Below are 26826 nucleotides of genomic sequence, written 5' to 3'. Positions count from 1 at the left end.
TCCATGGTGATCACTTCACTATCTGAAAGCTTTGGTGGATAACCGCGGCTTCTCAGAGGTAATGGAACGAGTTCTTTGATTAAATCGTCGATCAGGCAGAAGACAGTAGTGATAAACTGTTCAACGGGCATGGCTGGTTTCCTCCTTTGTATCCACTGTTTTTAATAGCAGAAAAGTAGGTCAGTCATGCCTTTTTCAGGTCAGTTTAAAAGTCGAACATCGCGTAGCAGTATTAATGGGCGGCATTCTGGCCATTGGTGATGATAACAATGGTGTCTCTAACGGTGCACTTTCTGCATTGTTGATTGGTGTGCTGATTGCGGTAATTGGTTCTTCCTTTGGCCCACTCACCGGCTTTGCCATGAACCCAGCCCGTGATTTCGGACCAAAATTGTTTGCTTTCTTTGCTGGTTGGGGCGAAGTCGCTATGACGGGTGGTCGTGCAAACCCCTATTTCTGGGTGCCAATTCTCGCGCCAATCTGCGGTGCGATGGCAGGTGCATGGGTTTATATCAATGTGCTTGGTAAGCAGGTTGAGCCGGTTGCCTGTGCAACGCCGGGTTGTGAAATACAGACAGTTTGATCGATTGGTTATAAAGTAGACGTAAATAAAGGGCAGTGGCAGTAGGATTTAATCACTACTGCCCCGCGAAAGGATTTAAGGAAAGCATCATGACTACCAAGAAATATATTGTTTCACTTGATCAGGGCACCACAAGTTCCCGAGCCATTATCTTTAATCACGATGGTGAGATTGTCAGCTCTTCTCAGCGTGAATTCACCCAGTATTACCCACAACCAGGCTGGGTTGAACATGACCCTATGGAAATTTGGGGTACTCAGAGCTCTGTGCTGACAGAAGTGTTGGCTAAAACCAATATTCCTTCTGATGAAGTTGCTGCTATTGGTATCACTAACCAGCGTGAAACCACTGTCGTTTGGGATAAGAACACGGGTCAACCAGTCTACAATGCCATTGTCTGGCAGTGCCGAAGAACCACTGAAATTTGTGAACAGCTGAAGAAAGAAGGTCTCGAAAGTCATATTCGTGAAACCACCGGTTTGGTTCTGGATGCTTATTTCTCCGGTACCAAGATTAAATGGATTCTGGATAATGTAGACGGTGCCCGTGAGAAAGCGGAAAACGGTGAGCTACTGTTCGGTACTATTGACACTTGGTTGACCTGGAAGCTGACCAATGGTCGCACTCATGTGACCGATGTGACCAATGCCTCCCGTACTATGTTGTTTGATATCAACCGCCTTGAGTGGGATGACACGATTCTCAAGGCGCTGGATATTCCTCGCAGTATGTTGCCAGAAGTGAAATCCAGCTCAGAAGTCTACGGTCAAACGAACATTGGTGGTAAAGGCGGAACTCGTATTCCGGTGGCGGGTATGGCGGGCGACCAGCAGGCGGCACTGTTTGGTCAGATGTGCCATGAAAAGGGCATGGCTAAAAACACCTACGGTACAGGTTGCTTCCTGCTGATGAACACTGGTGAAGCGCCGGTTAAGTCAGAGAATGGATTGTTAACGACCATTGCCTTCGGTATTGATGGGAAAGTGCATTACGCTCTGGAAGGTTCTGTATTTATGGGCGGTGCCTCCGTTCAGTGGTTGCGTGATGAGCTGGGTCTGGTGCGTGATGCGGCAGATACTGAATACTTTGCCAGTAAAGTGTCGGATACCAACGGCGTTTATGTCGTACCTGGCTTCGTTGGCCTCGGTGCGCCCTATTGGGATCCTTACGCCCGTGGTGCTATCTTCGGCTTGACCCGTGGTGCCAACCGTAACCATATTGTGCGAGCCACTCTGGAAGCCATCGCTTATCAGTCCCGTGATCTGATTGAAGCTATGCAACAGGATTCCGGTATTGAAATGAAGCAGCTGAGAGTGGATGGTGGTGCCGTTTCCAACAACTTCCTGATGCAATTTCAGTCCGATATTCTGAATAAAGACGTGGTTCGCCCAACGGTGACGGAATCGACTGCTGCCGGTTCTGCTTATCTTGCAGGTTTGGCTGTCGGCTTCTGGAAAAATATGGATGAACTGAAAAATAAAGTGGGTGTTGATCGGACTTATACACCGGAGATGGACGACGATCATCGTCAGGGTCTATATAAAGGCTGGAAGAAAGCTGTAGAGCGCAGTCTTCACTGGGAAGATCAAGAGTAAACCCAAGCGTTAATTTGAGTATCAAAAGATAAATAGAAATGGCTCCGTATGGAGCCATTTTTTTTGTTCTTGATTTTAGGCTGATTTGAATGAATATGCTCGCAAGTGTCTGTTTTTGTTAGATGAATGCTGAGTTCAAAGTCATATCCTGTATTCAAAATAAACTAAGCGAAATTTTCTTGGATTCAACCGGTTGAAAAGATATTTTAATTCTGAGTATTTCTCGGTTTCAGGATTATCCTCTGTTATTCGGTGTTGGCTCAGCTTGAGTGAGCGTTCCAGATTGTATACATTGCATCCACACAGCAGTGACAGGTGACTGTTTCTGCACCAATCTAATATCAATAAATACAAGATTGCGGTCGTTTTTATTCGATCGGTGATGGAGTACTTGAATTTATGAACAATAATCTTGCCGCCCGTATACTGGCTTCCCTCGTCATTGGTCTCGTCCTTGGTGGCGCTATCCAAATGTTCGCCAGTCCTGATGGTTTTCTTCAATCGTATCTGATCGGTGGTCTGTTCCACGCCGGTGGTAGTATCTTTGTGGGTATGATCAAACTAATGGTCGTTCCCCTTATCTTTATCTCCATTGTCAATGCCGTGTGCAATCTGGAAGACATTGGTCAGTTTGGTCGCCTTGGTTTCAAAACGTTTGGCTTATACCTGCTGAATACCGTTATCGCCATCAGTGCAGCTATTGGTTTAGCTATGGTCGTACAACCTGGTATTGGTGCAAATCTCGGTCTTGCTGATGAGACTCTGACGTTGAGCCGAACTAATCTGCCAAATCTGTTGGATATGGTTATTGCGGTTGTGCCGACTAACCCGGTTCAGGCGTTTGCAGAAGGTAATATCCTGCAGATTCTGTTTATGGCCATCATTACCGGTATCGCCGTAAAGAAGCTGGAAAATCACGAAACCCACAGTGTCAGCAAGTCTTTTGCCCTGGCAAACAGTGTCATGATGAAGCTGATCACCATGGTTATGAGCATGGCGCCGATTGGTGTTCTGTTCCTGACCGCTAAGCTGGCAGCCACTCTGGATGCGGGCAGTATTGTCAGCGTACTGACCTATGTTCTGACGGCGCTTGCAGTCATGGTTGTATGGTTGTTCGTCTTTTACCCGCTAGTGATTAGTCTGACCACGGGTATCAGCCCACTGCAGTTTATTCGTAAGACTCGTGAACAGATGATGTTCTCCCTGTCCACAGCCAGCTCAAACGCTACTATTCCAGTGACGTTTAAAACCCTGACTGAAAAGCTGGGTGTGTCTGAAAAGGTAGCCGGATTCTCTGTACCGCTGGGCGCGACAATGAACATGTCCGGCGCTGCGATCTACATGGTGGTTGCTACTATCTTCGTTGCTAATGCGTACGGTGTTGAGCTGGGCGGTACTGCGCTGTTTACCCTTGGCTTTACCGCCTTCCTGCTGGCCATTGCTACCGGCGGAATTCCTGGTGGTGCGGTAGTGACTACCGGTGTTCTGCTGCACACTCTGGGTCTGCCAATTGAAGCGCTGGGTATTATCATTGCGACGGATCGTATTCTTGATGCCGCCTGCACAGTGACCAATGTAGTGGGTGATACTGCGGTTAGTACGATTGTTGCCAAGAGCGAAGGTCAGATTTCTGATGCAGGGATAAATCAAGAGAATAACGCCGCTTCTGGTGCCGTTAAGTTCAGTTAATTCCGTTCGTCGAAGGCACATATGAAAGCCGGGGCATAACAGTGCTTCCGGCTTTTTTGCATCTTCTTCAATTTAAAGCGAAGAAGGTAGAGTGCTAAAATTGTAATCTGAGAATTGGTATGACTGAACTATCCCCCTTTCTTGATGTCTGACTAGCTCGAACCTAATGATAATTTTTGAGAGTCAGGCGTGTTATTCAAAGTTCGTTACTTACTGCTTTTTACGGTCAACTTATGGCTATTCTTTTTGTCATTTACATCCAGTGCTGGTGTGAATGCAGAAACCTATTCATTAAACCAAGAAGAAATACTAATCAGTCAACTTCATCGAAGTGTTGATAGAGGCTTGCTTAATGAAATTCAAGAAAACGGTCTTGCCTCTATCGCTGGGGCTGTCGCAGCGGCAATGGTTGGGGTTAGTTGGGAGGGGGTTGGTAATATTATAAGTGATGGTATTTACAGTGGTAATCCATTATATCTTGACTTTACTGTCAGGGCTTTGTTAAAGGGAACCACCATGGGCGCAATGGCGGTTATTTCCCGTGCCTATTTGAAAACACCATTTGACTTATTGTCGAGGCCTCTGACATGGGTTGGGTATAAGCATCAACAAGTGTCCGACAGGGTTTATCACAAAGAAACTTCTGCTGAGTTAAGTGAAAAGTACGCTGAGTTTTTTAACCCCGTTGCGGAGCGATTAACCAGACAGGTTGAATTGGTTTTTGATATTCCTGCCTATTACTGGACAATTTCTTTAATGGATATGGGTGCTCCTAATGCTTTTGCTACTAGCGGCTATAACATTGGTATTTATCACTCTATTTTCCCTCTGGCTAAAAGTCAGGCGGGTATGGCTTGCATTCTTGGGCACGAAATGGGGCATGTGTTAGCAGAACATATCGGGCAGAGAATAAGTGATTTAATTTTTATGAATGTAATTGCTGTTTCAAGTATTCCTTTTATAAACGCTATTTTTCAGAATCATGAGACTCAGGCGGATGAAATTGGTGCATACCTCACAGCTCTTGCAGGTTATGACCCATCAGAGTGTTCCAAAGTCTGGGAAAGAATGACGACTTTTGCAGGTGATCGTCGGGAAATGGGTAATGTTTTTATGTCATCACATCCGACAAATGCTACGCGCGAAAAAGCATTAAATGAGCTTGGTGAGCAGTTACAAGAGTATTATTCAAACCGGCAGGAGAAGCTAGGTCTTGGGTTGGAGTTTATTTTGTAGATTAATGATTGGGTATGTACTACTTTCCAAAGTTGAGGGGGCAGTATTTTTTCTGCCCCCCGTTTTCCAATATGTTCTAGAGTGCACTTGCGCCTTGGGACGCGCGGCAAACGTAAATATCGGCGTTTAAGTTTTTAGCGTATTCAGAGTAACCAGATTCAACCGCTGCTTTTACAGTATCAGTCAATGTTTCTGGAATCAGAGCAACAACGCAGCCGCCAAAACCACCACCGGTCATACGAACGCCGCCTTCTTCTCCAATCACGGATTTGACGATGTCCACAATACCGTCAATGGCAGGAACCGTGATTTCAAAATCATCCTTCATGGACGCGTGGGATTCAGCCATGAGTATTCCCATGGTCTTCAGATCACCACGGGCAAGGGCTTCTGCGGCTTCTTCGGTGCGATTGTTTTCCGTAATAACGTGGCGGGCACGGCGGTAAGCCATCTCATCAAGATTTTTCCGTTCAGCTTCCAGCTGCTCTACGGTGACATCACGAAGGGCTTTCACTCCAAAATGACGGGCTGCTGCTTCGCACTGCTGACGACGGGTGTTGTATTCACTATCCACCAGACCACGTTTTACGTTGGAGTTAATGATGACAACGGCTGCACCTTCTGGAATAGACACCAAGCGTGTATCCAGCGAACGACAATCCAGCAGCATGGCATGGCCTTCCTTTCCGCAGGCTGAAACCATCTGATCCATAATGCCGCAGTTGCAACCCACAAATTCGTTTTCTGCTTTCTGGCCAATCAATGCCAGTTCTTTCAGGCTGATATCGAGGCCGGCCATACGGCTCAGAGTCAACCCTGTCACAACTTCCAGGCAGGCAGATGAACTGAGCCCTGCACCCTGCGGAACGTTACCGATAATGGCGATGTTAACGCCATGCAGTTTATGGCCTTTTTCCAGCATCACGCTGGCGACACCGCGCACATAATTACTCCAGAACGCTTCCTCACTGTGAGTAATAGGCAGTGTGAGTTCGAACTCGGATACCTGTCCATCATAGCTGTGGGCCGTGTCGACCACTTTGTTATCTTCACGAGGTGATGCGGCAATCATCGCCTGATAATCGATGGCGCAGGGCAGAACAAAGCCATCGTTGTAATCAGTGTGTTCGCCGATCAGATTGACCCGACCCGGTGCCTGAAAAAAATGCGTAGGTTGATGGCCGAACGTGTTTTTAAACAGCTCGGTCAATGTTTGTTGCTGATTCATAAAAAAGATCCAGATATAAGAAGACGTCAGTGTTCCAGATAGTGAACGTCGGAGAGTTCACGAAGCCGTGCTGCAGCCTGTTCTGCCGTAAGGTCTCTCTGTGTTTCTGCCAGCATCTCGAAACCCACCATAAATTTGCGGACGGTTGCCGAGCGCAACAGCGGTGGGTAGAAATGGGCGTGCAGCTGCCAGTGGCTATTATCTGCAATCTCTTTACCCTGATCACAGGGCGCACCGTGCCAGCCCATGGAGTATGGGAATGAGGTTTGGAACAGGTTGTCGTACCGGGTTGTTAGCTGTTTCAGAATAGAAGACAGGTTGTCTCTTTCTTGGTCGGTTAGTTCTGGCATGCGGAGTACATGCCGCTTTGGCAGCAGCAACGTTTCAAAAGGCCAGCCAGCCCAATAGGGAACGACGGCAATCCAGTGTTCATTTTCTACGACAGTACGCTCACCGGATTCTGATTCTTTTTGTGCATACTCAACCAGCATATTGACGTCTTTTTTGGCAAGCCATTGCTGTTGAGTCTTGTTTTCTTTGCGGGCTTCGTTAGGCAAAAAGCTGCTGGCCCAGATCTGTCCGTGGGGGTGTGGGTTGGAGCAACCCATCACTGCGCCTTTGTTTTCAAATAACTGAACCCATGGGTACTGTTGACCGAGTTCAGTGACCTGATCTGCCCAGGTGTCCACTACCTTACGAATTTCCTGCGCTGTCAATTGTGGCAATGTTTTGCTGTGATCTGGAGAAAAACAGATGACTCTGGCTTCTCCTCTGGCGGCACTGCTTTGAAATAAGTCAGACTCACCTTGAGCATCCGGTGTATCCGTCAGCAGCGCCGGGAAATCATTGGGAAATACAAAAGGATCGGTGTAATCAGGATTGTGATCTCCAGTAATGCGCTGATTTCCCGGGCAGAGAAAACATTCGGGATCATGCACCGGACGGTTGTCCGGTGCCGTCTTTTCCACCTGACCTTGCCATGGTCGTTTAGCACGATGAGGAGAGACTAATACCCAGTCTCCATTCAGTGGGTTGAAACGACGGTGGGGGTGATCCACAGGGTTGAACTCAGTCATCAGTTGCTTCTTACAATTACAAGCGTTAGTTACGAAACCCGTTCGGGTTTTTGGATTGCCAGCGCCAGGCATCTATGGTCATTTCTTCCACGGTGCGAGTTGCTCGCCAGGCTAACTTTTCTTCGGCATAGGCGGGATCTGCAAAGCACTGGGCAATATCACCCGGGCGGCGCGGTTGAATTTTGTAGGGCAGTTGTCGCTCACAAGCTTTTTCAAACGCATGCAGCATATCCATAACACTGCTGCCTTTGCCGGTGCCAAGGTTGTAAATGTGGATACCATGATCGGTCCAGTGAGCTTTTAGTGCAGCCAGATGACCCAGCGCCAGGTCAACAACATGGATGTAGTCGCGTATTCCAGTGCCATCCGGTGTTGGATAGTCGTCACCAAACACGTTGAGGTGTTCAAGTTTGCCGACGGCAACCTGGGCGATATACGGTGTCAGATTGTTCGGAATGCCGTTCGGGTCTTCACCAATCAGGCCGGATTCATGGGCGCCCACCGGATTAAAGTAGCGGAGGATGCTGAAGTTCCAGCGTTCATCGGCAGCGGCGGTATCCCGCAGGATTTCTTCCACTATGTACTTACTGCGACCATAAGGATTGGTGACAGCGCCAACCGGAAAGTCTTCCTTGATGGGAACCTGATGAGGGTCGCCATAGACGGTTGCGGAAGAACTGAACACCAGATGACGTACATCATGACGTTCCATCACTTCCAGAAGATTCACGGTGCCGCTGACATTGTTGTCAAAGTAGGCCAGTGGAATCTTGGTCGATTCGCCCACAGCCTTCAAACCGGCAAAATGAATAACCGCTTCAATGTCGTGTGTTTGAAAGACAGTGGTAAGCGCTTCTGTATCCCGAATATCGATGGGATAGAAAGCCATTTTTTTGCCGGTAAGTTCTTCTACCCGGCGAATAGCGATCTCGTGACTGTTGCAAAGGTTATCCACCACCACAACGTCCTGGCCGGCATTGAGTAGCTCCAGACAGGTGTGACTGCCAATGTATCCGGCGCCTCCGGTGATCAGAATGCTCATGGTTGACCTCGTTGGTTACATAACTTCATTTTAAGAACGGTAGTGTCTCAATTTCTTTTACGGTTTTTAACCGGTTTTTCCCGAAAACAAAGATTTTATCGGTGCTGCTTAGTATCATTGAAGCAAAGTTGATCGCGGTCAATCGGGTTTCAGTGTCAGAGGAAGTTAACAGTGTGACAGAAGGTGTTGTGGCCATGCCCGGCTCCATTGCGGATATTCAGGGCGATATTTTCTATATAGAGCATCGTGCACCCTACATGATGACAAGCAGTCATGTGCATGGTCATGTGGAGCTGAACTATCTGATTGGCTGTTCAGCGACGTACATTGTTGATGGTCGGGTGCAGAAAATTCCGGAAAATCGGTTGGCGCTTTTCTGGGCGAATATGCCCCACCGGTTGATTGCCCTTGAAGGGGAAGGAAAGCTATTTAACCTGTATGTGCCGTTGCCAGAGTTCCTGCAATGGTCGCTTTCAGAAACCATGCGACAGGCTGTGATGAATGGTCAGGTGTTGCTGGCGAATTCAGAGCATGATTATTTACTCATGCGATTACAACACTGGTTTGATGATTATCAACGAGCGTTGCCTGAGTTGCGGGAAATCATTCTGGGTGAAATAGCGTTGTTGTTGAAAAGAATCAGTATTGTTGGTTGGGAATCGCCTAGAGCGGTTGAATCAGTACCGGATGACTCAGATGCTAACTTGCAATGGTCTGGTGATCATCCAGGAAGTGGACGGGTAAAAGGCGCTCATCATGTGTCGACCATGGTGCACTTTATTGGTGAGAATCTGCACAATCCTATTTCAACGGCAGATGTCGCTAATCATCTCGGATTGCATCGTAACTACACGACGAATCTTTTCTCCAGTGTGATGGGGGTGTCGATCAAGCAATATCTGCAGTTTCAGCGATTGCAGAAAGCGCAGCTTTTATTGTTGGACAGTGAACGGCCAATTGGGGAGATTGGCTTTGAATGCGGATTTAGTTCGCTGAGCCGCTTCTATGAAGCGTTTCAGCGATACTTTGGTATGCCGCCGGGGCAGTTTCGGAAGAAACTGCTCTAAGGCGTTGCGACAGAATGATGGACAACGGTGCGCAGAACCCGTTTGCCTTCAAAGTAAACTGTCATATTTTTGGCGGTATAAGACCAGCGGGAGATTGGTGGTGTGCCAATGGTGTCATTTGTGTCTGGCTTACCAAAGGTTTGCAGTACATCGGTCATGGTTTGGCCGTGGGTGGGAAGTGTGCTGGCTTGCAACCCGGAAGACTGACTGCCAACAGGAACCAGTATTTCGCCGGAGGTCACGGTAGTGGTTTCAGCAATGGCACTATGGGAAGCGATGGCCAGAGTGGCGATCAGTAAAAGTCTTGTGAGGAAGTGTGTATTCATAAGAGTCCTGCCTTGTCTCTACTTCTGATATGACGTGTACTTTAGCTTAAGCCATTGTTGAACGATAGATTTCCTGACCGATGGCTTTCAGAACTGTGGGCTTTGTGGCAACTCTTTACCTACTTGACCTCCTTGCTGTTTGGAATAGATTATTTGTTTGGAAAAGATCGGATCGATTCTCACCGCTTTATGCCATAATGGCGGATTTGCTGGCGGCGCCTTTACCGGCACTTTCTTTACTGGGGCTTTCTTTTCGACTGAAAGGATACAGGCATAACTGGCACATCAATGTTTAGACCATTATCGTTTTTTATTGGCTTGCGCTATACCCGCGCCAAGCGACGAAATCATTTTATCTCGTTTATTTCCGGTACCTCGATGGTGGGCCTGACACTGGGTGTGTCGGTGCTTATTATCGTGCTTTCGGTCATGAATGGCTTTGACCGTGAACTGAAACAGCGGGTCTTGGGCATGGTGCCCCATGCCACTATCACGTCGGCACAGGGTGGTATTGAAGACTGGCAACAGCTTGTGGATACCATTCCTCAGACAGAGGGCATTGAAGCTGCGGCGCCTTTTGTGGACGCTCAGGGTATGTTAACCAACGGTGATCTGGTTCGGGGAACCATGGTTTACGGTATTGATCCGGCCTATGAAAAAGAAGTGTCCATCATTGCAGATCATATGAAGCGTGGTTCAGTGGATGATTTGCACGCGGGCGAGTTCGGGATTTTGCTGGGTGAAATTCTGGCCAATTACCTTGGAGTATCTGTAGGCGACAAAGTCACAATGGTACTGCCGGAAGCCAGTGTCAATCTTGCGGGTGTTTTGCCCCGGCTGAAACGTTTTACTGTGGTCGGCACCTTTTCTGTGGGTGCTGATGTGGATGGTAATCTTGCCTACACCAATCGTCAGGACCTTGCCCGTTTCCTAAGGGTTCCTGAAGGTGTCACCGGTATTCGCTTAAAAATGGAAGACCTGTTCTCAGCGCCAAGGCTGGCGTGGGAAGTCGCCGTTGATTTACCTGGGCGCTACTACGTGCAGGACTGGACGCGCACCCATGGTCGTTTATTCCAGGCGATCCAGATGGAAAAAACCATGGTGGGTTTATTGCTGACGCTGATTGTTGCGGTGGCTGCTTTCAATATTGTGTCAACCTTAGTCATGGTGGTAACGGATAAGCAGGGCGATATCGCAATTCTCAGAACCTTTGGTGCCAGCCCGCGAATGATCATGGGCGTGTTTATGGTGCAAGGGTCATTAATTGGTGTGATTGGCACGATGCTGGGCGTCGCGCTTGGTATTGCCGGCGCACTGAATGTGTCCGCTATTGTCGGTGCATTGGAGAAATTGCTGGGTATCCACTTCTTGAGTCCTGACGTCTATTTTATCAGTTACCTGCCGTCTGAATTGATGTGGGGAGATGTGGCGGTTATCAGTATTTCGGGTTTGTTAATGAGTTTTCTGGCCACGCTTTACCCGGCCTGGCGGGCATCAAGGACACAGCCAGCGGAGGCGTTGCGCTATGAGTAATATGGAAACGACATCAGTTCTGCAATGCCGGAGCCTGATCAAAGAGTTTTCCGAAGGCCCTGAAAAACTGACGGTTTTGAACGGTGTTGAACTGGATGTAAAACCTTCTGAACGGGTGGCTATTGTTGGTTCTTCCGGTTCCGGTAAAACGACATTGTTGCAGTTACTGGCTGGGCTGGATAAACCAACACAAGGGGAAGTACTGGTTTGTAATCATGCATTATCCGAGCTGTCTGAAACCCGACAGGGTGAATTGAGAAATCGACATCTTGGTTTTGTCTATCAGTTTCATCATCTGTTGCCTGAGTTCACCGCTCTTGAAAACGTGGCGATGCCTTTGCTGCTTCGCCGTGAAGTGTCGGTGAAAGAGGCTCGCCTTAGGGCGGAAGCTATGCTTGAGCAGGTTGGCTTAAAGCCCAGAATGTCGCACAAGCCGTCAGAGTTATCCGGTGGTGAACGACAGCGGGTAGCGATTGCCCGGGCGTTGGTTGGCGAGCCGGATCTGGTGTTGATGGATGAACCAACAGGCAATCTGGACCCAAACACGGCAGCCAGGATTCACGATTTGATGAAAGCGCTGAGTGAGCAGTTGACCACCAGTTTTATTGTCGTCACCCATGATATGGCCTTTGCCAGCCAGATGGATCGTGCGCTGCGACTTGAAGATGGTTTGCTGGTGCCTGCTTAAGCTAACCCAGATGCTAACCCAGATGCCACCCCAGAAAGAATGGCATCATTTTTATGCAGTAAGGGTTCTTGATTGTTTGAGAGCCTGAGGAGTTAATGTGACCCTTTCCACAGAGTCGTTCGACGGTTTGTTCTCGATTCGAGATTTTATCCGCTGGGGTGCCACCCGTTTTAATGAAGCCGGCCTTTTCTTTGGGCACGGCAGTGATAATGCGCTGGACGAATCTCAACACCTTGCGTTTCAGTCGCTTCAGTTACCTTGGGATTTGCCGGAGAGCTATCTGGACTGCCGTTTGACGGATAATGAACGTCAGCGGCTTGCAGCTTTAATCGAGCAACGGGTATCTACCCGAAAACCCCTTGCGTATCTGGTGAATCAGGCCTGGTTCTGCGGTATGCCGTTTTATGTGGATGAGCGGGTTCTGGTTCCTCGCTCGCCCATTGCGGAGTTGATTCTTGAGGAATTCCAGCCCTGGCTGGGTAACCATGTTGACGTCACCCGGGTGATGGATTTGTGCACAGGTTCTGGTTGTATCGGTATTGCTGCTGCCCATGCATTTCCGGAAGCCATGGTGGATTTGCTGGATATTTCCACAGATGCTCTGGAAGTGGCTACGATTAACATCGATCAACACGAGCTTTGGGGCAGGGTGCAGGCAACCCCGTCAGATATGTTTGAAGCGCTGGATGTGTTGCCAGAAACACCCAAGTATCAGTTGATTCTCAGTAATCCGCCTTATGTGGATTTTGAAGATATGTCGGATATGCCGGAAGAGTTTGGCCATGAGCCTGAGCTTGGCTTGGCCGCCGGAGACGACGGCTTGGATTTTGCCCGGGAAATTCTATCCAGAGCGGCGGATTTCCTCGATCAGGACGGTTTGTTGGTGCTGGAAGTGGGTAACAGTCACTGGGCCTTAAGGGATGAATACCCTGAGGTGCCGTTTATCTGGCCCGATTTTGAGCAGGGTGGGCATGGTGTGATGCTGTTGTCTGCTGAAGATTGCAGAACCTATCAGCTCCTGTTTAAAAGCAAGTTAAACTCCCAGTGACGCTGGAATGGCTGGTATACTCCCAGCCAGAGCTCCTTTTCAGAGAATAAAAAGATCGTTTAAAATGGCTGGAACAAAAAATGGCTGGAAATAGTATTGGACAATTATTCAGGGTGACCACGTTTGGCGAGTCCCATGGTATCGCCCTGGGCTGTATCGTGGACGGTTGTCCTCCGGGTATTCCATTAACCGAGGCCGATCTTCAGGGCGACCTGGATCGTCGTAAACCGGGCACTTCCAAGTTCACAACTCAACGGCGGGAACCGGATCAGGTTAAGATTCTCTCTGGTGTCTTTGAAGGTGTCACCACTGGAGCGCCCATTGGATTGCTGATTGAAAATCAGGATCAACGTTCAAAAGATTATTCCGCCATTAAGGATCTTTTTCGCCCCGGCCATGCTGACTACACCTACACCCATAAGTATGGTGTTCGTGATTATCGGGGCGGTGGTCGTTCATCGGCTCGTGAAACGGCCATGCGGGTAGCGGCGGGAGCCATTGCACGCAAGTTTCTAAGCACTCAGGGCATTGAGATTCTGGGTTGGTTGTCGCAGATTGGCCCGGTACAGATCGAGCAGTTTGATGCTGCCGAGATCAGAAATAATCCGTTTTTCTCTCCGGATGCGGCCAAAGTGAAGGAGATGGAAGAGCTGATTACGAATCTGCGCTCTGAGGGGAACTCCTGCGGTGCCCGGATTTCGGTAAAAGCCACCGGTGTGCCGCCGGGTTTGGGTGAGCCTGTCTTTGATCGTCTGGATGCGGATTTAGCCCACAGTCTGATGAGCATTAATGCGGTGAAAGGCGTTGAGATTGGTGACGGTTTTGACTGCGTTGCCCAGACGGGAACCGAGCATCGGGATGAACTGACACTAGAAGGTTTTCTCTCCAACCACAGCGGTGGAACGCTGGGCGGGATTAGCTCAGGTCAAGACGTGGTTGCTCATGTTGCCTTCAAACCCACTTCCAGTATCACCACACCGGGCCGCTCCATTAATATGCAAGGAGAAGCGATGGACGTGGTGACAAAAGGGCGTCATGACCCCTGTGTTGGTATTCGTGGTGTGCCCATTGCGGAAGCCATGATGGCGATCACTTTGATGGATCACTTCATGCGACACCGCGCGCAGAATGCCGATGTTGTTAGTCCAGCGTCTGTTATTTAATTCGATCCAATATTATTAGAAAAGGCTTCTTTCGAAGCCTTTTCTATGTCTGCTTATTATGCAAAAGCATCAATATTTTCAGCATCCCAAGCGTAATTGATCCAGTAATCTTCAATCTCTTCGCCAGCAAAAAAGTGTTTCATTCCTTCAGGCAGCTTACCCTTTTTGGCTTTCTTTTTGTTATGTACGACAAAGGCTGAAAACTCAGCATCCGGATGGGTTTCAATCAAATGTTGTAGCGTGTATTCCAGTGTTGTCCGTTCGTCGTCCACTTCATCCACCACCAAGATCTTCTTGCCCGCCAGGTTAATGTCTGTTTCCAACCATTGAAGTTTGATGGGTGTGCTTGCGGGGGCTGTGCCAATCTCATCGCTGTATCTGGACAGCGCTACGGTCAGGATAGGGCGATTGATAAATGTACGCATGATGCGGGCAGGAATTAAACCGCCGCCACCAATAGCGAGCAAGTAATCAGGGGCGTAATCCTGCTCTCTAATCACCTTGGCTGCCTTGCAGATGGTGTTGTGAATATCGTTATAGGTAAAATTATATTGCTGCATGGTTTCATCAGGCCAGCCAAAATTAGTCTGCAAATTCTATGGAAGGGGTTATCATTGTGCAATAGTGCTGCAAAACCTTTCTTGTTAACAAACTTTTATCCTTTTTGAAGTATCAAGGCGTTTCCCGTGCCACATCGTGCTCATCTGACATCTTTGAAGTTATGTCATGCCTTTATTCAGTCGTGTATTACTGATAAATATTCCCAAAGCCGTTTTGCCAAAGACCTTCTTGCAGGTTTAACGGTCGGTATCATTGCCATACCGCTATCCATGGCATTGGCCATTGCCAGCGGTGTTGCGCCGCAGTATGGATTGTATACGGCAATTATCAGCGGTTTTATTATTGCGTTGCTGGGAGGTTCCCGTTACAGCATCTCCGGGCCTACCGCTGCTTTTGTCGTGCTGTTGTTTCCCATTGCGGAACAGCATGGGCTGGCAGGCCTTCTGCTGGCGACCGTCATGTCCGGCGTTATTCTGGTACTGATGGCATTAATGCGACTTGGTCGTTTAATTCAATACATTCCGGAATCCATTACTCTCGGCTTTACCGCGGGTATTGGTGTTGTGATTGCAACGTTACAACTGCCAGATTTTTTCGGTTTATCGCTGGGTTCGTTGCCAGAACATTATTGGGAAAAAGTCGCGTTAATAGCTAATGGCTTACCTGATGCTCACTGGCCAAGTGTGCTGGTGGCTGGTGCGACATTGATCGTCATGTTGTTATGGCCAAGGCTCAAGCTGCCAGTACCGGCGCACTTACCGGCGGTGATTCTTGGGAGTCTTGTGGCGATTGTGTTGGGAAACCAGGGGTATGATGTGGCCACCATTGGCAGTCGTTTTCATTACCTGATGGCGGATGGCTCAACAGGTATGGGAATTCCACCGCTGCCGCCGGAGTTTCAATGGCCGTGGTTGCAACCGGGGGCTGATGGTGAGCCGGTAACGATCAGCTGGTCATTAATTCAGGCGCTTCTGCCTTCAGCCTTTGCGATAGCGATGTTAGGTGCCATTGAATCACTGCTCTGTGCAGTGGTGTTGGATGGTATGACAAGTACACGACACAGCACTAACAGTGAACTGCTGGGACAGGGCATTGGTAACATTGTCAGCCCTTTCTTTGGTGGTATTCCGGCAACAGCTGCCATTGCCCGTTCTGCGGCTAATGTGAAGTCTGGTGGGCAAAGCCCTGTTGCGGGGATGATTCATGCGCTGGTGGTCTTGCTGGCTTTATTGGCATTAACAGGCATTTTGTCGTTTATCCCCATGTCTGCCATGGCTGCGCTGCTGTTAGTAGTGGCCTGGAATATGAGTGAGGCGCCAAAGGCGGTCCATCTACTGAAAACGGCGCCGAAAAGCGATGTGACCGTTTTCCTCGTTTGTTTTTTTCTGACAGTCATCTTCGATATGGTCATCGCTATTTCTGTGGGTGTGGTGCTGGCTTCGTTACTGTTTATGAAAGAAGTCGCCGAGATGATCCATGTGAGAGACGTGACGAATGATCCACGATTTGTAGCTGAGGAACTGGGGCAGGAGACGGTTGTTTTGAGAATCGAGGGGCCTGTTTTCTTTGCGGCTGCAGATCATGTGTTTGGTGAGGTGAAACGCCTCGGTGACAATAAACGACAGATTATTCTGCAAATGGAGAATGTGTATATTCTCGATGCAGGTGGCCTTTCTGGGCTGCTGCGTTTTATTGAACATTGTCGTCAGAATCAGTGTTATTTGATGATTTGTGATTTGCAATTTCAGCCGTTAAAAGCACTGGCAAGGGCAGGTGTAAACCCTGAAGACGGGGTTATTAAGTTTTACCCAACACTAATAGAAACATTGGTTGAGTTAAGAACCGTCGATTAAATTCCAAGATAAAGAAAAGGCACCTATGGGTGCCTTTTTTGGGAAATCATTTTGATCAGGCTTTTGCCGATGAGTACATGGCTTCAATTTCTTTCTTGAAACGTTCCATGATGATTTTACGGCGAAGTTTCAGAGTGGGGGTGATTTCCCCCATCTCAATAGAGAACTCTTTTGGCAGCAGGGTGAACTTTTTTACTTGCTCAAACTTGGCCAGACTATTCTGCACTTGGCTCAGTCGCTCTTCAATTAATGCCTGAATGCTGCTGTGTTGAATCAGTTCCTTATGATTTTGATACTTCAGGTTAAGCGCCTTGGCGTGCTCTTCCAGAGCTTCAAAAGCGGGAACAATCAGGGCGGTCACATAGTTTCGGGCATCGGCGACAATGGCAATCTGTTCAATAAAGCGATCTTTGATGAGTGTACCCTCAATATATTGAGGTGCAATATACTTGCCGTTAGACGTCTTCATCAGTTCCTTAATGCGTTCCGTCATGCGCAGGGCACCGTTTTCATCAATCAGACCGGCATCACCCGTGCGGAGCCAACCGTCAGCAGTAAAGGTTTCAGCCGTGTCTTCTGGCTTTTTGTAGTAGCCTTTCATCACGGTTCCACCTTTCACCTGAATTTCGCCTTCTTCACCGATGCGCACCTGAGTGCCGGGCAGTGGCGTGCCACAAGAGCCAAATTCAAATTCGGTATCGCGGAAGCAAGTGACGGTGGCAACGGTTTCGGTCATGCCGTAGCCGACTTTGACATCCACACCAATGGCATGGAAAAAACGGTTAATATCATCATCAAGCCTTGCGCCGCCACAGGGCATAAAGCGAATCTTGCCACCAAGACCGTCGCGGATTTTGCTGAACACCATTTTATCCGCAATGGCATTTAGCTTTTGCAGATATGCCGGTGGTGTCTCTCCACGGCGTTTGTAATCCATGTGAGAAAGGCCTGCCTTCAGGGCAGAGTTGAAAATCAGACGACGGATAAACGGTGCAGACGACACTTTACTGTTAACCATGGTGTAGATTTTTTCAAACAGTCGCGGCACAGAGCAAAGTACCGTTGGTTTAACGGTTTTCAGAGTTTCACTGACCTGCTGAGGGTCTTTCAGGTAAACGTTGGTAGCACCGCGAATCAGGACGTAATAGCTCCAGCCACGTTCAAAAATATGGCTCAATGGCAGGAAGCACAGTGATGTGTCCAGGCTGTCCAGATGAATGATTTGGTCATGACCCTGAAAACTGGCAGCAAGGTTGGAATAATCCAGCATGACGCCTTTGGGCTCACCGGTGGTGCCAGAGGTGTAGATCAGCGTAAACAGATCATCCATGGAGCGGCTGTCGATTCGCTCTTGTAAGTTTGCCGTCGTCTCAGTCTGTTTTAACTGTTTTAAAAACACATCGAAATGGATAGCCTGAGCACAGTCTGAAATATCCACAGATGCATCAAAAACGACAATCGTCTTTAACTTTGGCAGGGTGCTTAACAGTTCAACAGCACCAAGATATTGAGCTTTTTCGCCCACAAAGATCAGCGAGGCCTCTGTTTCGTCGAGAATGTATCGAATCTGCTCAACGGTGCTGGTGGGGTAGAGAGGTACCGTAACCAATCTCGCCTGAAGACAAGCCAGATCCGCCACCGTCCACTGGGGCATATTTTGTGACCAGATACCGACCTTTTCTTGAACGGCCAGATTTTGCTGTAGCAGTGCATGGGATGTTTTGCAGACTTTATCCGACAGTTGTTGCCAGCTTAGTTGCTTCCAATCCTCAGAACAGTCACTGGCGAAGCGCATGGCCACTTGTTCTGGGTGGCGTTGGACGCGTTCCTGGATCAGGCTGATCAGATGCATGTTCAGAGGGGAGTTCATCGGCACAGACAGTATTCTCGACAACTGGATGGTGAATCAGTCAAAGGTTTTGAGGGTGTGATAGTACAGGATGGGCGGAAAGACACAAATTGATCGAAGTCATTTTCTAAAGAATTCAGCAGATTAAAGTGTAACCGTTGGTAATTATCTTATCAAAAGTGTAATTGTTCACATTTTAATGGCCTTAGAGGCATAAGTAGTTAACCACCTGAAATCATATTTTCTGACTCATTGATCAGGCTCTCTGACTGCGTTGCAACTCTGGTCACATAGCTCGCTATGCTTCCGCCGTTGCGCCTTGCAGAGAACCTGGTCAACAAGCCAGAAGTATTCGATTCCAAATGGCTAACTACTTAGGATATTCTACCCCATGCCTCTTTATTGTTTATTCCGGATAGAGCTTTCCGAGAGATTTTCCGACTTTTTCCGGGGGCTTTTCATCGCGGATTCTACGACATTCGATGATTAATTCCGTTAAGAGGTTTTGAATATCCACCGTTTTCTGATGAGTGCTGTAGCGACTTTCTGATAATGCATTGCAGATAGTCTCCAGTTTAGAGGAGCCGAGTAACTTTAGACTGTCTGCCAGAGAATGGAGTTGATCTTTGTTCAGATATAAACGGCTCCAGTTTTTTAGCTCATTCAATGCCTGTGAGGCATCCTCTTTTTGACAGGCGGCTGCCAATTGTTCGAAAGCGGGCAGTTCTTCGCTGTTTATTTTTTTGTTGTGTGTGGTTATCTGCTCGCAGGTCTCGGTCTTTGATGTAGGTTGTTTGAACCTCCACAGGCCTAAAGTGATCAACCAAAGTAGAGCGAATACACCAGAAAGAATCTGCCAAAGTAACAAAGAACTGTCGCTTGAATCAGCCGATACGGGCGTTGGCTTTGGGCATTCATTGATTGATGGTGTTTGAACAGCAGTAGTCGATGGCTGGTTGATAACCGGGGCGATGGGTTGTTTGGATGGAGCAACAGTAATGGTTGTTTCTGGCAGGCTGGTGGTTTTGATGTCGCCACTGGTAGTATCAAACCAAGTGTACTCAATCACTGGCAGGGTAATGGTGCCCGAACGGGTTGGAATCATGGCAATAGAATCGGTGCGTTGGCCACGAATACCGTTGGCTGTTTCGCGATCTTCTGTGCTGGATTTATCAGGGTAACTGTTCACACCTTCTGGCTGTGGCATCAGTATGGGAGGTAACTGGGCTGCACTGAGGCCATCCGCATTGACGGTGATGGTTCGGGTAATAGCATCGCCGACCTTGAGGGTATCCAGAGGCTGGCTCCACTGTTCCTGAAGGGTTAGATTGCGAGCGGGCAACCAGGCGTCAGATGCCGGGTAGTTATCCGGGCTGGGTTTTACATTGATTTTCAGTTCTGCAGACCGCGCAGTGACCGGTCTTCCGCTGCGGGAAAAGAAGCTGCCAAATGGGTCTTGTGTTTCGGCTGCGGTTCCGGTGAATGTTAATGGTGGAATAATTAACTCACCGGCCGATTGCGGGTGAATGGTGTATTTCAACTCAATGGTGCGATAACGAATGCCGCTGATAATGGAGTCGAACTCTCGGGCTTCCCCGAGTTGCTGAACCAATGCGTTATCCAGATCAAGACTGGATAAACGTTTGTCGTCGTAAAGCTGAATGCGGTAAAAAATCTGTACGGTCAGTAACAACTCTTGTTGTATGTAGATGTTTTCATCACTGACTTCAGCCTTCATGAATAAAGGGCTGTCATCCATGGAAGGGTCTTGAGTGTTCTGCTTGGTCACCGTAATGGAAATGGGTTGGGATTTCTCCTTGCCCAAAGAGACCGGTGGAATCACTACCGTACCTTCCTGCTTGGGAATCAGGGTAATGATCCACTTGCGGGAATAAGACATTTTGCCATTGGTGTAGCTGGTCTGGCTGTGTTGTCGGGTACCGAGGACGTCGAAGTTAAATTCCAGTGTCGAGAGGTCGGGTGCCTCGTCGGTGCTTTCATCGGTTTGCAGGGTTAGCTCCAGTGACTCATGGGGCGCAATGGTGGTGCGGTTAACACTGGCGGTAAAATCGGCACTGGCGCCTACTGATATAAATAATGAGAGCAGCAGCGACAGCGCGACAAAAGTAATCGATAGTGTTCTGGAAGAGTGGCCTACCATGATCCTTCCTCCCTCGTTCTTTGTTTTTGCATATGTTGTTGCATAAATTTTCTTCGTAATAGACCGCCCGGGTCGTCGGGTATGGTTCTTAGCCAGCTTTCGATGGCTTGCTGTTCCGGTGTTATGGGCTTTTCTTCAACAGCGTCCATTGACGATTGCTCAGAGGGTTGATCGGCAGTGGCTTCAGGCTTTTCATTTGCAGGCTGATTCTGCGCTTGCTGCTGCTCACCTTGCTGAGTTTCCTGTTCTTTTTCCGAGGCGTTATCTGCTTGCTGACTTTCCTCGTTGCGCTGCTGGTTTTCAGAAGCGTCTCCATCACCAGTCGGTGATTGCGGTTTTTCTTCTGAATTGTTTTCGGACGACTGCTGTCCACTGTTCGGTTGCTGTTGGTTTTGATTATCCTGACTATTTTGTTGCTCACCCTGGGACTGCGGATTTTGAGATTCTTGATCTTTGGTTTGCTCTTGTGGCTGCTCTTGAGACGGATTGTTGTCTGACTGCTGTTGTTCCTGCTCCTGTTGTTGCTTCAGCTTTTGCTCAACCAGATCGCGGTTGAACTGGGCATCTTCCATGTCAGGCTGCTGTAACAGAGCATTGTCGTACGCTTTCAGAGCGTCTTCCAGCTTGCCCGCTTTTGCCAGAGCGTTGGCCTGATTGTAGGCGTTGTTGGCGTGGTCGGTTTGAGGATGGGTATTCAATACTTCTGCGGATTGATCGTATTGTTCTGCCTGAAACAGCGCTTCTGCTTTCCACGCTGGGTCATCAAACTGTGCAGCGGCTTGAGCGGCATCACCGGCCTGCAGCGCTTCCTGTGCCTGCTGATCTTGGGTTTTCCACAGATCCTGCCATTCCAGGGCCATGGAGTCCTGACTGAAGGGCAGTAGTGTGACTGTCAGAATCATTAGCCAGCCTCGACGAAAACCAAACAATGCCAAGGGCAGTAATAACCAGACAAGCCAGTATCCTGCGTCATACCATTGATCAAATTCGCGGTCGGAGATGGTCTCGCTATCTGCGAGCAACGGATTATCAATGGCGCTGAGCAGTACGGATAAATCAGCGTTGCCTACCGTCATTGTTCGATACTGTCCACCATTTGCTGTGGCCAGTGCCTGCAGTGCTTCGGTTTCCAGTTGAGGTACGACGATGGTTCCCTGTCGATCCTTCAAGTATCCGCCGTCCGGTAAGGGGATTGGCGCTCCCTGTTCTGTTCCGACGCCAAGTATCGAGAGGCGGATGCCTGTACCTTTCAATATTCCATTAATGTCATCCGCCTGGCGCTGGGTGATGGATCCGGTAACCAGCAGAATCATGCCTTTATCATTGCTGCCCTGGGCCAGCAAGTCCATGGCGGATTGTATTGCCTGAACGGGGTTGTTGCCCTGGGCCGGCATAATGTCAGGGCTCATTGCCCTGGTGAGATTATTTAAAGTACGACTGTCGTCGGTCAGAGGTGCAACGGTATGGGCTGAGCCAGCATAGGCGACAATGGCAGAAAGACCGTCTTTGCGCTCGTTAAACAGATCTTGAAGTTTGAAACGGGTACGGGTCAGCCGGTTAGGTTGCAAGTCGGCGGTGTACATGATGTAGGAGAGATCGACGGCAACCACCAGTGGGTTCTGGTTCTGGTTCTGGCTGACAGGCACCGGTTGTTTCTCCCAGGTTGGGCCAGCCATTGCAAGACAGGTGATCACCCAGCCGGTCAATAATAATGACAGTGGCCAGCGAGTGGTCTTAGTGCTGTCGCCTTTTAGCAGCCAGGGCAGGAGTTCTGGAGCAATAACACGACTCCAGTTGCCTTTTGTGCTCTGTTGTTTCCAGAAAAACCACAAAAGGCCAAGGCAGGGCAGGAGCGCCAGCAACCACAGCGGTCTTAAAAAATGGAATTGGCTGATGGCTTCGATCATGTATCAGCCCTCTCTTGTTTCCACCATTTGGTTGGGCCGGTTTTTAAGAATGCGGCAATAAGGCTTAGCAATAGCGCGACACCCAGTGGCCAGTAAAACAAACCTTTGGAGGGGCGAAATGTCTGCGCTTCCTGAGGCGTAGGCTCCAGTTGATCCAGTAGCGCATAGATCTGATTTAATTCTTCCGTGTTTCGTGCCCGGAAGTATCGACCACCGGTCATCTCCGCCATTTCTCTCAGGGTTTTTTCATCAAGGTCTGCGGATGGATTGACACGACGATTGCCGAACAGGCTGCGTACGATCATTTCATCAGCACCCAAACCAATGGTGTAAATTTTAATGCCTTCATCTCTGGCGATCTGGGCGGCCTGCTGTGGGGAGATTTCTCCGGCCGTGTTGGCGCCATCGGTGAGCAGAATTAATACCCGGCTGTCGGCCGGGCGTTTTCGCAGATGCTTGACTGCAAGACCCAAAGCATCACCAATGGCGGTGTAGTTGCCCGCCATGCCAATGGCGGATTCATCCATTAGGGTTTTCACCGTCTGGCGATCAAACGTCAATGGTGTTTGCAGGTACGCCTGGGTGCCGAACAGTATCAGCCCAAGCCGGTCACCCCGGCGGCGAGGGATAAAGTCATTCATTACGGATTTGGTGGCAGCCAGTCGATTGGTAGTGCGACCATTCAAGACCATATCTTCTTGTTCCATACTGCCGGAGAGATCCACGGCCATCATCAAATCGCGGCCACTGCTCTGTAATTCTACCGGGTCGCCCACCCATACTGGACGACTGGCGGCAATTAATAACAGAACCCAGATCAGGCTGGGCAACAGCAGACGACGATGATTTTGTTCTTTTTCAACGTAATGCTCCCCGGCCATGGACGAAAGCGCATGGTAAAAGGGAATATGCAGTGCAGCACTCTGCTCGGCTCCGGTACTGGCGGGTCGAGTGAATCGATAGACCAGCAAAGGAAGCGGCAGGGCGATCAGTATCCAGAGAAATTGAAACTCAAACATGGTGTTTCTTGATCCATCGCCGGGTTAGTTCATAAGTGTTATCGGTATTCAATATCGCGTTGGGGTTAAAACGGTCATTGCTGAAGGCATTGCTGTTGGCAAAATCCGGTGTTTTGCCCGTTTCTGCCAGAAATTGTCGCCATTGCTCACCGTGCAACCCGGCCACCTGACGATCAGGGTAAGCGTGCAGTGCCACTCGTTTCAGCAGTTCGTTGCAGTCATGGGCAAAGCGCTGCGGTGACTGGTGACTTTGGAAATTATCTTGCAGTTGTCGTGCTTCTGATAATGCTATGGAACGGTATTGGTTCTTTTTAACGTACCGGTATACAACCATGGCTAGAAGTATCGTGATGCTGATAACCACTGCAGCCAATACCCACCAACCAATCGCTGGTGGCCAAAAGCCAATGGGTTCTGGCAGATGGTTGGGACGCAGCTGATCAAGCAGGGACGTGGGAGCGTTTGGCGTCATTACGATGGCTCCCTTGCTGATACCGGTTTCGGCGTTAATGCGCGACTGCCCAGCATTTGCATGGCGGTGGGTTCTGCGGCACTGGCTTGAATCAACGGGATGCGGTAGCGAGACAGCAATGACTGCAACTGTTCCTGCTGCTGTTGATAGTTATGTTGAAATTGTCGTCTTAGTTCCGATCTGCCGGTGTTTACTGTCAGGGTATGCAGACCATCGGTAATGCGATATTGATCGGGCTTTGGCAGTTCCTGTTCCAGAGGGTCGCTGACGTTGATGGCCATCACTTCGTTGTTTCGTGCCAGCTGGGCTAAATGCTGCGCAGACTCTTCATTCATGTGTTGAAAATCACTGATGAAAAAAATCTGCGTGCCCGGGTGGGTTACCCGCCGTACATGTCGGAGGGCGCGGGCCATGCCGTTGGCGGCATCGTGGCTAGCAACGGCAGCAAGGGACAGTTTACGGTTCATGATTTCGGTCTGGTTCAGCCAATGCATAAGGGTTTTGCGCGAACGTTTTGGTCGGGTTTCTTGCAATTCTTGTTCATTGAAAATAACGCCGCCAATGCGATCGCCATGATTGAGCGTAGCCCAGGCAATCAGTGCGGCAATTTCGGCGGCGGTAACGGATTTGAAATTCAGTCGGCTACCAAAAAACAGAGAGTGGCGTTGATCCAGAAGAATCATCACCGGACGCTCCCGCTCTTCCTGAAAGATTTTGGTGTGGGGTTTCATACGACGGGCGGTTACGCGCCAATCGATGGAACGGATATCGTCGCCAAATTGATAGGCACGAACTTCTTCAAAATCCACGCCACGACCTTTAAACGGTGAACGGACACCCCCAAACATCTGGTGCAAACTGCGCCCTGATTTGAACAAAGTCAGGTCTTTGGCCTGCAAGCGCAGGTTTACCAGACTCTGTAACGTACAATACGCTCCACTCATTTCTCTTTACCTTCTAAGAGGTTGTCGCAAAAGCTCTGGTTCCCATGCTATGCGTGGGAACCCATACTTTATCCCCTTGAAAATTATGGTGTATGCATTCCCACGCGCAGCATGGGAACGAGGTTTCTGGAGTTTTGCGACAGCCTCCTAAGCGAGTTAAGCGACAGGAACCAGATTGAGAAGCTGGCTGATGATATGGTCCGCGTCTTTTCCTTCCGCTTCTGCTTCAAAGGTCAACAGCAGGCGATGGCGAAGCACATCATGGGCAACGGCCTGCACGTCATCGGGGCTGACAAAATCTCTGCCTTCCAGCCAGGCGTGGGCGCGGGCACAACGATCCAGAGCAATGGTGCCACGAGGGCTGGCGCCATATTCCAGCCAACCGGCGAGCTGATCGCTGTAAAGTGTCGGGTTTCGGCTGGCATGAATCAGCTGAACAATGTACTCCTCGACAGAGTCTTCCATATGCACCGTCAGCGCTTCCTGACGAGCCTGTAGAATATTTTCCTGGGTCAAGGCGGATTCGGGCTGCTCTACCGGATTGTTCATGGCTTCGCCCCTGGCGAGTTTCAGAATGGCGCGTTCTGCGGCAACATCCGGATAGCCAACCCGCACATGCATGATAAATCGATCCAGCTGGGCTTCTGGTAATTGATAGGTGCCTTCCTGTTCGATGGGGTTTTGGGTTGCCATCACCATAAATACGTCTGGCAGCGGGTAGGTTTTCTGGCCGACACTTACCTGACGTTCCGCCATGGCTTCCAGTAAAGAGGATTGCACCTTGGCCGGCGCGCGGTTGATTTCGTCCGCCAGAATCAGGTTGTGAAATACCGGGCCGGGCTGAAAGCGGAAACTGCCGTCTTCAGGAAGATAAATATCGGTACCAGTGACGTCTGCCGGGAGCAGGTCTGGCGTGAACTGGATGCGATGGAAATCCGCCTCCAAACCATCGGACAGCGCTTTAACGGCGCGGGTTTTTGCCAGGCCGGGCGCGCCTTCAACCAGTAAATGACCATCGGCGAGCAGGGAGATCAACAGGCGATTGACCAAGTGCTCCTGACCGATGATGGTACTGGATAGATAGTGTTTCAGCTGATTGAACTGTGTAAAACAGTGGCTCGTGGACATGCTCATAACCCGGGTTCTTAACTGAATGCAACAATACGGACGAGTATACGTCAGAAATTATTAATGGGAATTCTACAAAGCATTTACCAGTGTTGTAACCCCAGAGCTCAAGGCTTTCTAAAGCTTTACGGTTTTTTTGTCCATTTTACGGTGATATTTTTACAGCTTGAATAGTTTCTTCCTGTCGTTCTCTAACACCTTCACCAAGACTGTCAAAATACTCAAATGGCGCTCTGCCGGGTAGAAATAAAACTGATTCTTTTGATGCGGAGCTATTTTTATAGGAGTTTCCGTTCATATCTTGTTGACTGTACAGGGGAAGCCCCATTTGTGTGGCTATTTGAATAGCCGCCTCCATAAATAATGGGGCCGAGCTTTCAGGTTTCGTATAGATTGGCTCCATGAACAAGTTAGGCTTCCCATCTTCACCCAGACCTATTCGAAGTACCGAGCGACCGGTGATATCTCCTTTCTTATTTTTTTGCCTCGTCAGTAAAATCTGTGGGCAATTTCTGGTTCAGGTAGCTTGCCAAGTGCATGGTATAACGCAATTTCCGCGCATCTGTAGGTTCTGAAACCGTAAGATTTTCTCGTAGTGAGTTTTATCTTGGTGTTCAGACCCTCAACTATACCGCTTGAATACGCCTTTTTAGCTCTG

At 49.1% G+C, this 26826-nt stretch carries 24 protein-coding genes; 10 read left to right on the top strand and 14 right to left on the bottom strand.

Features of this window, described 5'->3' with window-relative positions:
- Positions 1 to 235: 235 nt before the first annotated feature.
- The 4 genes from AKL11_RS20630 (at position 236) to AKL11_RS20615 (ending at position 5103) form a co-directional block, all read left to right on the top strand.
- The gene (locus AKL11_RS20630) at positions 236 to 583 is read left to right on the top strand and encodes an aquaporin (protein ID WP_301335674.1); all 348 of its coding nucleotides are present in this window, start codon (positions 236 to 238) and stop codon (positions 581 to 583) included.
- A gap of 89 nt (positions 584 to 672) precedes the next feature.
- The gene (gene glpK, locus AKL11_RS20625; protein ID WP_067521520.1) at positions 673 to 2178 is read left to right on the top strand and encodes a glycerol kinase GlpK; all 1506 of its coding nucleotides are present in this window, start codon (positions 673 to 675) and stop codon (positions 2176 to 2178) included.
- A gap of 399 nt (positions 2179 to 2577) precedes the next feature.
- The gene (locus tag AKL11_RS20620; RefSeq protein WP_067521518.1) at positions 2578 to 3867 is read left to right on the top strand and encodes a dicarboxylate/amino acid:cation symporter; all 1290 of its coding nucleotides are present in this window, start codon (positions 2578 to 2580) and stop codon (positions 3865 to 3867) included.
- A gap of 189 nt (positions 3868 to 4056) precedes the next feature.
- A complete protein-coding gene (locus AKL11_RS20615; protein WP_067521516.1) occupies positions 4057 to 5103 on the top strand; it encodes a M48 family metallopeptidase in 1047 nt (348 codons plus the stop codon).
- Positions 5104 to 5179: 76 nt separating this feature from the next.
- On the opposite strand, the gene galK is transcribed toward AKL11_RS20615, so the two are convergent.
- The 3 genes from galK to galE are packed head-to-tail and all read right to left on the bottom strand — an operon-like array spanning position 5180 to position 8449.
- Positions 5180 to 6331 carry a galactokinase gene (galK, locus tag AKL11_RS20610; RefSeq protein WP_067521513.1) on the bottom strand — a complete coding sequence of 384 codons (1152 nt, stop codon included), beginning with the start codon at positions 6329 to 6331 and terminating at the stop codon, positions 5180 to 5182.
- A gap of 26 nt (positions 6332 to 6357) precedes the next feature.
- Positions 6358 to 7407, bottom strand: a complete 1050-nt coding sequence (locus AKL11_RS20605) for a UDP-glucose--hexose-1-phosphate uridylyltransferase (RefSeq protein WP_067521511.1) — start codon at positions 7405 to 7407, stop codon at positions 6358 to 6360.
- Positions 7408 to 7432: 25 nt separating this feature from the next.
- The gene (gene galE / locus AKL11_RS20600) at positions 7433 to 8449 is read right to left on the bottom strand and encodes a UDP-glucose 4-epimerase GalE (RefSeq protein ID WP_067521508.1); all 1017 of its coding nucleotides are present in this window, start codon (positions 8447 to 8449) and stop codon (positions 7433 to 7435) included.
- Between the two features lie 101 nt (positions 8450 to 8550).
- Here galE and AKL11_RS20595 point away from each other — a divergent pair, with 101 nt between their 5' ends.
- Positions 8551 to 9516 carry a helix-turn-helix domain-containing protein gene (locus AKL11_RS20595; protein WP_067521506.1) on the top strand — a complete coding sequence of 322 codons (966 nt, stop codon included), beginning with the start codon at positions 8551 to 8553 and terminating at the stop codon, positions 9514 to 9516.
- Here AKL11_RS20595 and AKL11_RS20590 read toward each other — a convergent pair.
- A complete protein-coding gene (locus AKL11_RS20590; RefSeq protein WP_095210581.1) occupies positions 9513 to 9842 on the bottom strand; it encodes a phosphodiesterase in 330 nt (109 codons plus the stop codon). The two genes, AKL11_RS20595 and AKL11_RS20590, sit on opposite strands and share 4 nt — an antisense overlap.
- Positions 9843 to 10130: 288 nt before the next feature.
- Between AKL11_RS20590 and AKL11_RS20585 the strand changes: the two genes are divergently transcribed.
- The 4 genes from AKL11_RS20585 (at position 10131) to aroC (ending at position 14274) form a co-directional block, all read left to right on the top strand.
- Positions 10131 to 11375: a lipoprotein-releasing ABC transporter permease subunit gene (locus AKL11_RS20585; RefSeq protein ID WP_067521504.1), complete on the top strand. Its 1245-nt coding sequence runs from the start codon at positions 10131 to 10133 to the stop codon at positions 11373 to 11375.
- On the top strand, positions 11368 to 12063 hold the full coding sequence (gene lolD, locus AKL11_RS20580) for a lipoprotein-releasing ABC transporter ATP-binding protein LolD (RefSeq protein ID WP_067521501.1): 696 nt from the start codon (positions 11368 to 11370) through the stop codon (positions 12061 to 12063). The genes AKL11_RS20585 and lolD overlap by 8 nt, the downstream gene beginning before the upstream one ends.
- 97 nt (positions 12064 to 12160) lie before the next feature.
- A complete protein-coding gene (gene prmB, locus AKL11_RS20575; RefSeq protein WP_216636830.1) occupies positions 12161 to 13111 on the top strand; it encodes a 50S ribosomal protein L3 N(5)-glutamine methyltransferase in 951 nt (316 codons plus the stop codon).
- Positions 13112 to 13191: 80 nt separating this feature from the next.
- Positions 13192 to 14274 (top strand): chorismate synthase, encoded by a 1083-nt coding sequence (gene aroC / locus AKL11_RS20570; RefSeq protein WP_067521499.1) that lies wholly within the window; start codon positions 13192 to 13194, stop codon positions 14272 to 14274.
- 56 nt (positions 14275 to 14330) lie between these two features.
- Here aroC and AKL11_RS20565 read toward each other — a convergent pair whose 3' ends face one another.
- Complete coding sequence (locus tag AKL11_RS20565) at positions 14331 to 14834, bottom strand: phosphoribosyltransferase (RefSeq protein WP_067521834.1); 504 nt, start codon at positions 14832 to 14834, stop codon at positions 14331 to 14333.
- Positions 14835 to 14960: 126 nt separating this feature from the next.
- Here AKL11_RS20565 and dauA point away from each other — a divergent pair, with 126 nt between their 5' ends.
- Complete coding sequence (gene dauA, locus AKL11_RS20560) at positions 14961 to 16688, top strand: C4-dicarboxylic acid transporter DauA (RefSeq protein ID WP_067521497.1); 1728 nt, start codon at positions 14961 to 14963, stop codon at positions 16686 to 16688.
- Between the two features lie 55 nt (positions 16689 to 16743).
- Here the strand turns inward: dauA and AKL11_RS20555 are convergent, their stop codons facing one another.
- The 9 genes from AKL11_RS20555 to AKL11_RS25365 form a co-directional block, all read right to left on the bottom strand.
- Positions 16744 to 18558, bottom strand: a complete 1815-nt coding sequence (locus tag AKL11_RS20555; protein WP_067521494.1) for an AMP-dependent synthetase/ligase — start codon at positions 18556 to 18558, stop codon at positions 16744 to 16746.
- 385 nt (positions 18559 to 18943) lie between these two features.
- Positions 18944 to 20698, bottom strand: a complete 1755-nt coding sequence (locus AKL11_RS20550) for a BatD family protein (protein WP_067521491.1) — start codon at positions 20696 to 20698, stop codon at positions 18944 to 18946.
- Positions 20692 to 22605 (bottom strand): vWA domain-containing protein, encoded by a 1914-nt coding sequence (locus tag AKL11_RS20545; RefSeq protein WP_067521488.1) that lies wholly within the window; start codon positions 22603 to 22605, stop codon positions 20692 to 20694. Before AKL11_RS20545 ends, AKL11_RS20550 begins: the two co-directional genes overlap by 7 nt.
- On the bottom strand, positions 22602 to 23624 hold the full coding sequence (locus AKL11_RS20540; RefSeq protein ID WP_067521484.1) for a vWA domain-containing protein: 1023 nt from the start codon (positions 23622 to 23624) through the stop codon (positions 22602 to 22604). The genes AKL11_RS20545 and AKL11_RS20540 overlap by 4 nt, the downstream gene beginning before the upstream one ends.
- Entirely contained in the window at positions 23617 to 24096 is a 480-nt protein-coding gene (locus AKL11_RS20535) for a DUF4381 domain-containing protein (RefSeq protein WP_067521479.1), read from the bottom strand. Before AKL11_RS20535 ends, AKL11_RS20540 begins: the two co-directional genes overlap by 8 nt.
- Positions 24096 to 25040, bottom strand: coding sequence for a DUF58 domain-containing protein (locus AKL11_RS20530; RefSeq protein ID WP_067521476.1), 945 nt, complete (start codon positions 25038 to 25040; stop codon positions 24096 to 24098). Before AKL11_RS20530 ends, AKL11_RS20535 begins: the two co-directional genes overlap by 1 nt.
- Before the next feature lie 156 nt (positions 25041 to 25196).
- Entirely contained in the window at positions 25197 to 26168 is a 972-nt protein-coding gene (locus AKL11_RS20525) for an AAA family ATPase (protein WP_067521832.1), read from the bottom strand.
- 145 nt (positions 26169 to 26313) lie between these two features.
- Complete coding sequence (locus tag AKL11_RS20520; protein WP_067521473.1) at positions 26314 to 26571, bottom strand: hypothetical protein; 258 nt, start codon at positions 26569 to 26571, stop codon at positions 26314 to 26316.
- An 86-nt stretch (positions 26572 to 26657) separates the two neighbouring features.
- On the bottom strand, positions 26658 to 26826 hold a 169-nt coding region (locus AKL11_RS25365), incomplete at its 5' end, for a transposase (RefSeq protein ID WP_172807349.1).

This window comes from Endozoicomonas ascidiicola (genome assembly GCF_001646945.1).
Lineage (GTDB): Bacteria > Pseudomonadota > Gammaproteobacteria > Pseudomonadales > Endozoicomonadaceae > Endozoicomonas > Endozoicomonas ascidiicola.
Note: the sequence above shows the minus strand (reverse complement) of the source record. Positions and strands in the feature narration are given on the sequence as shown.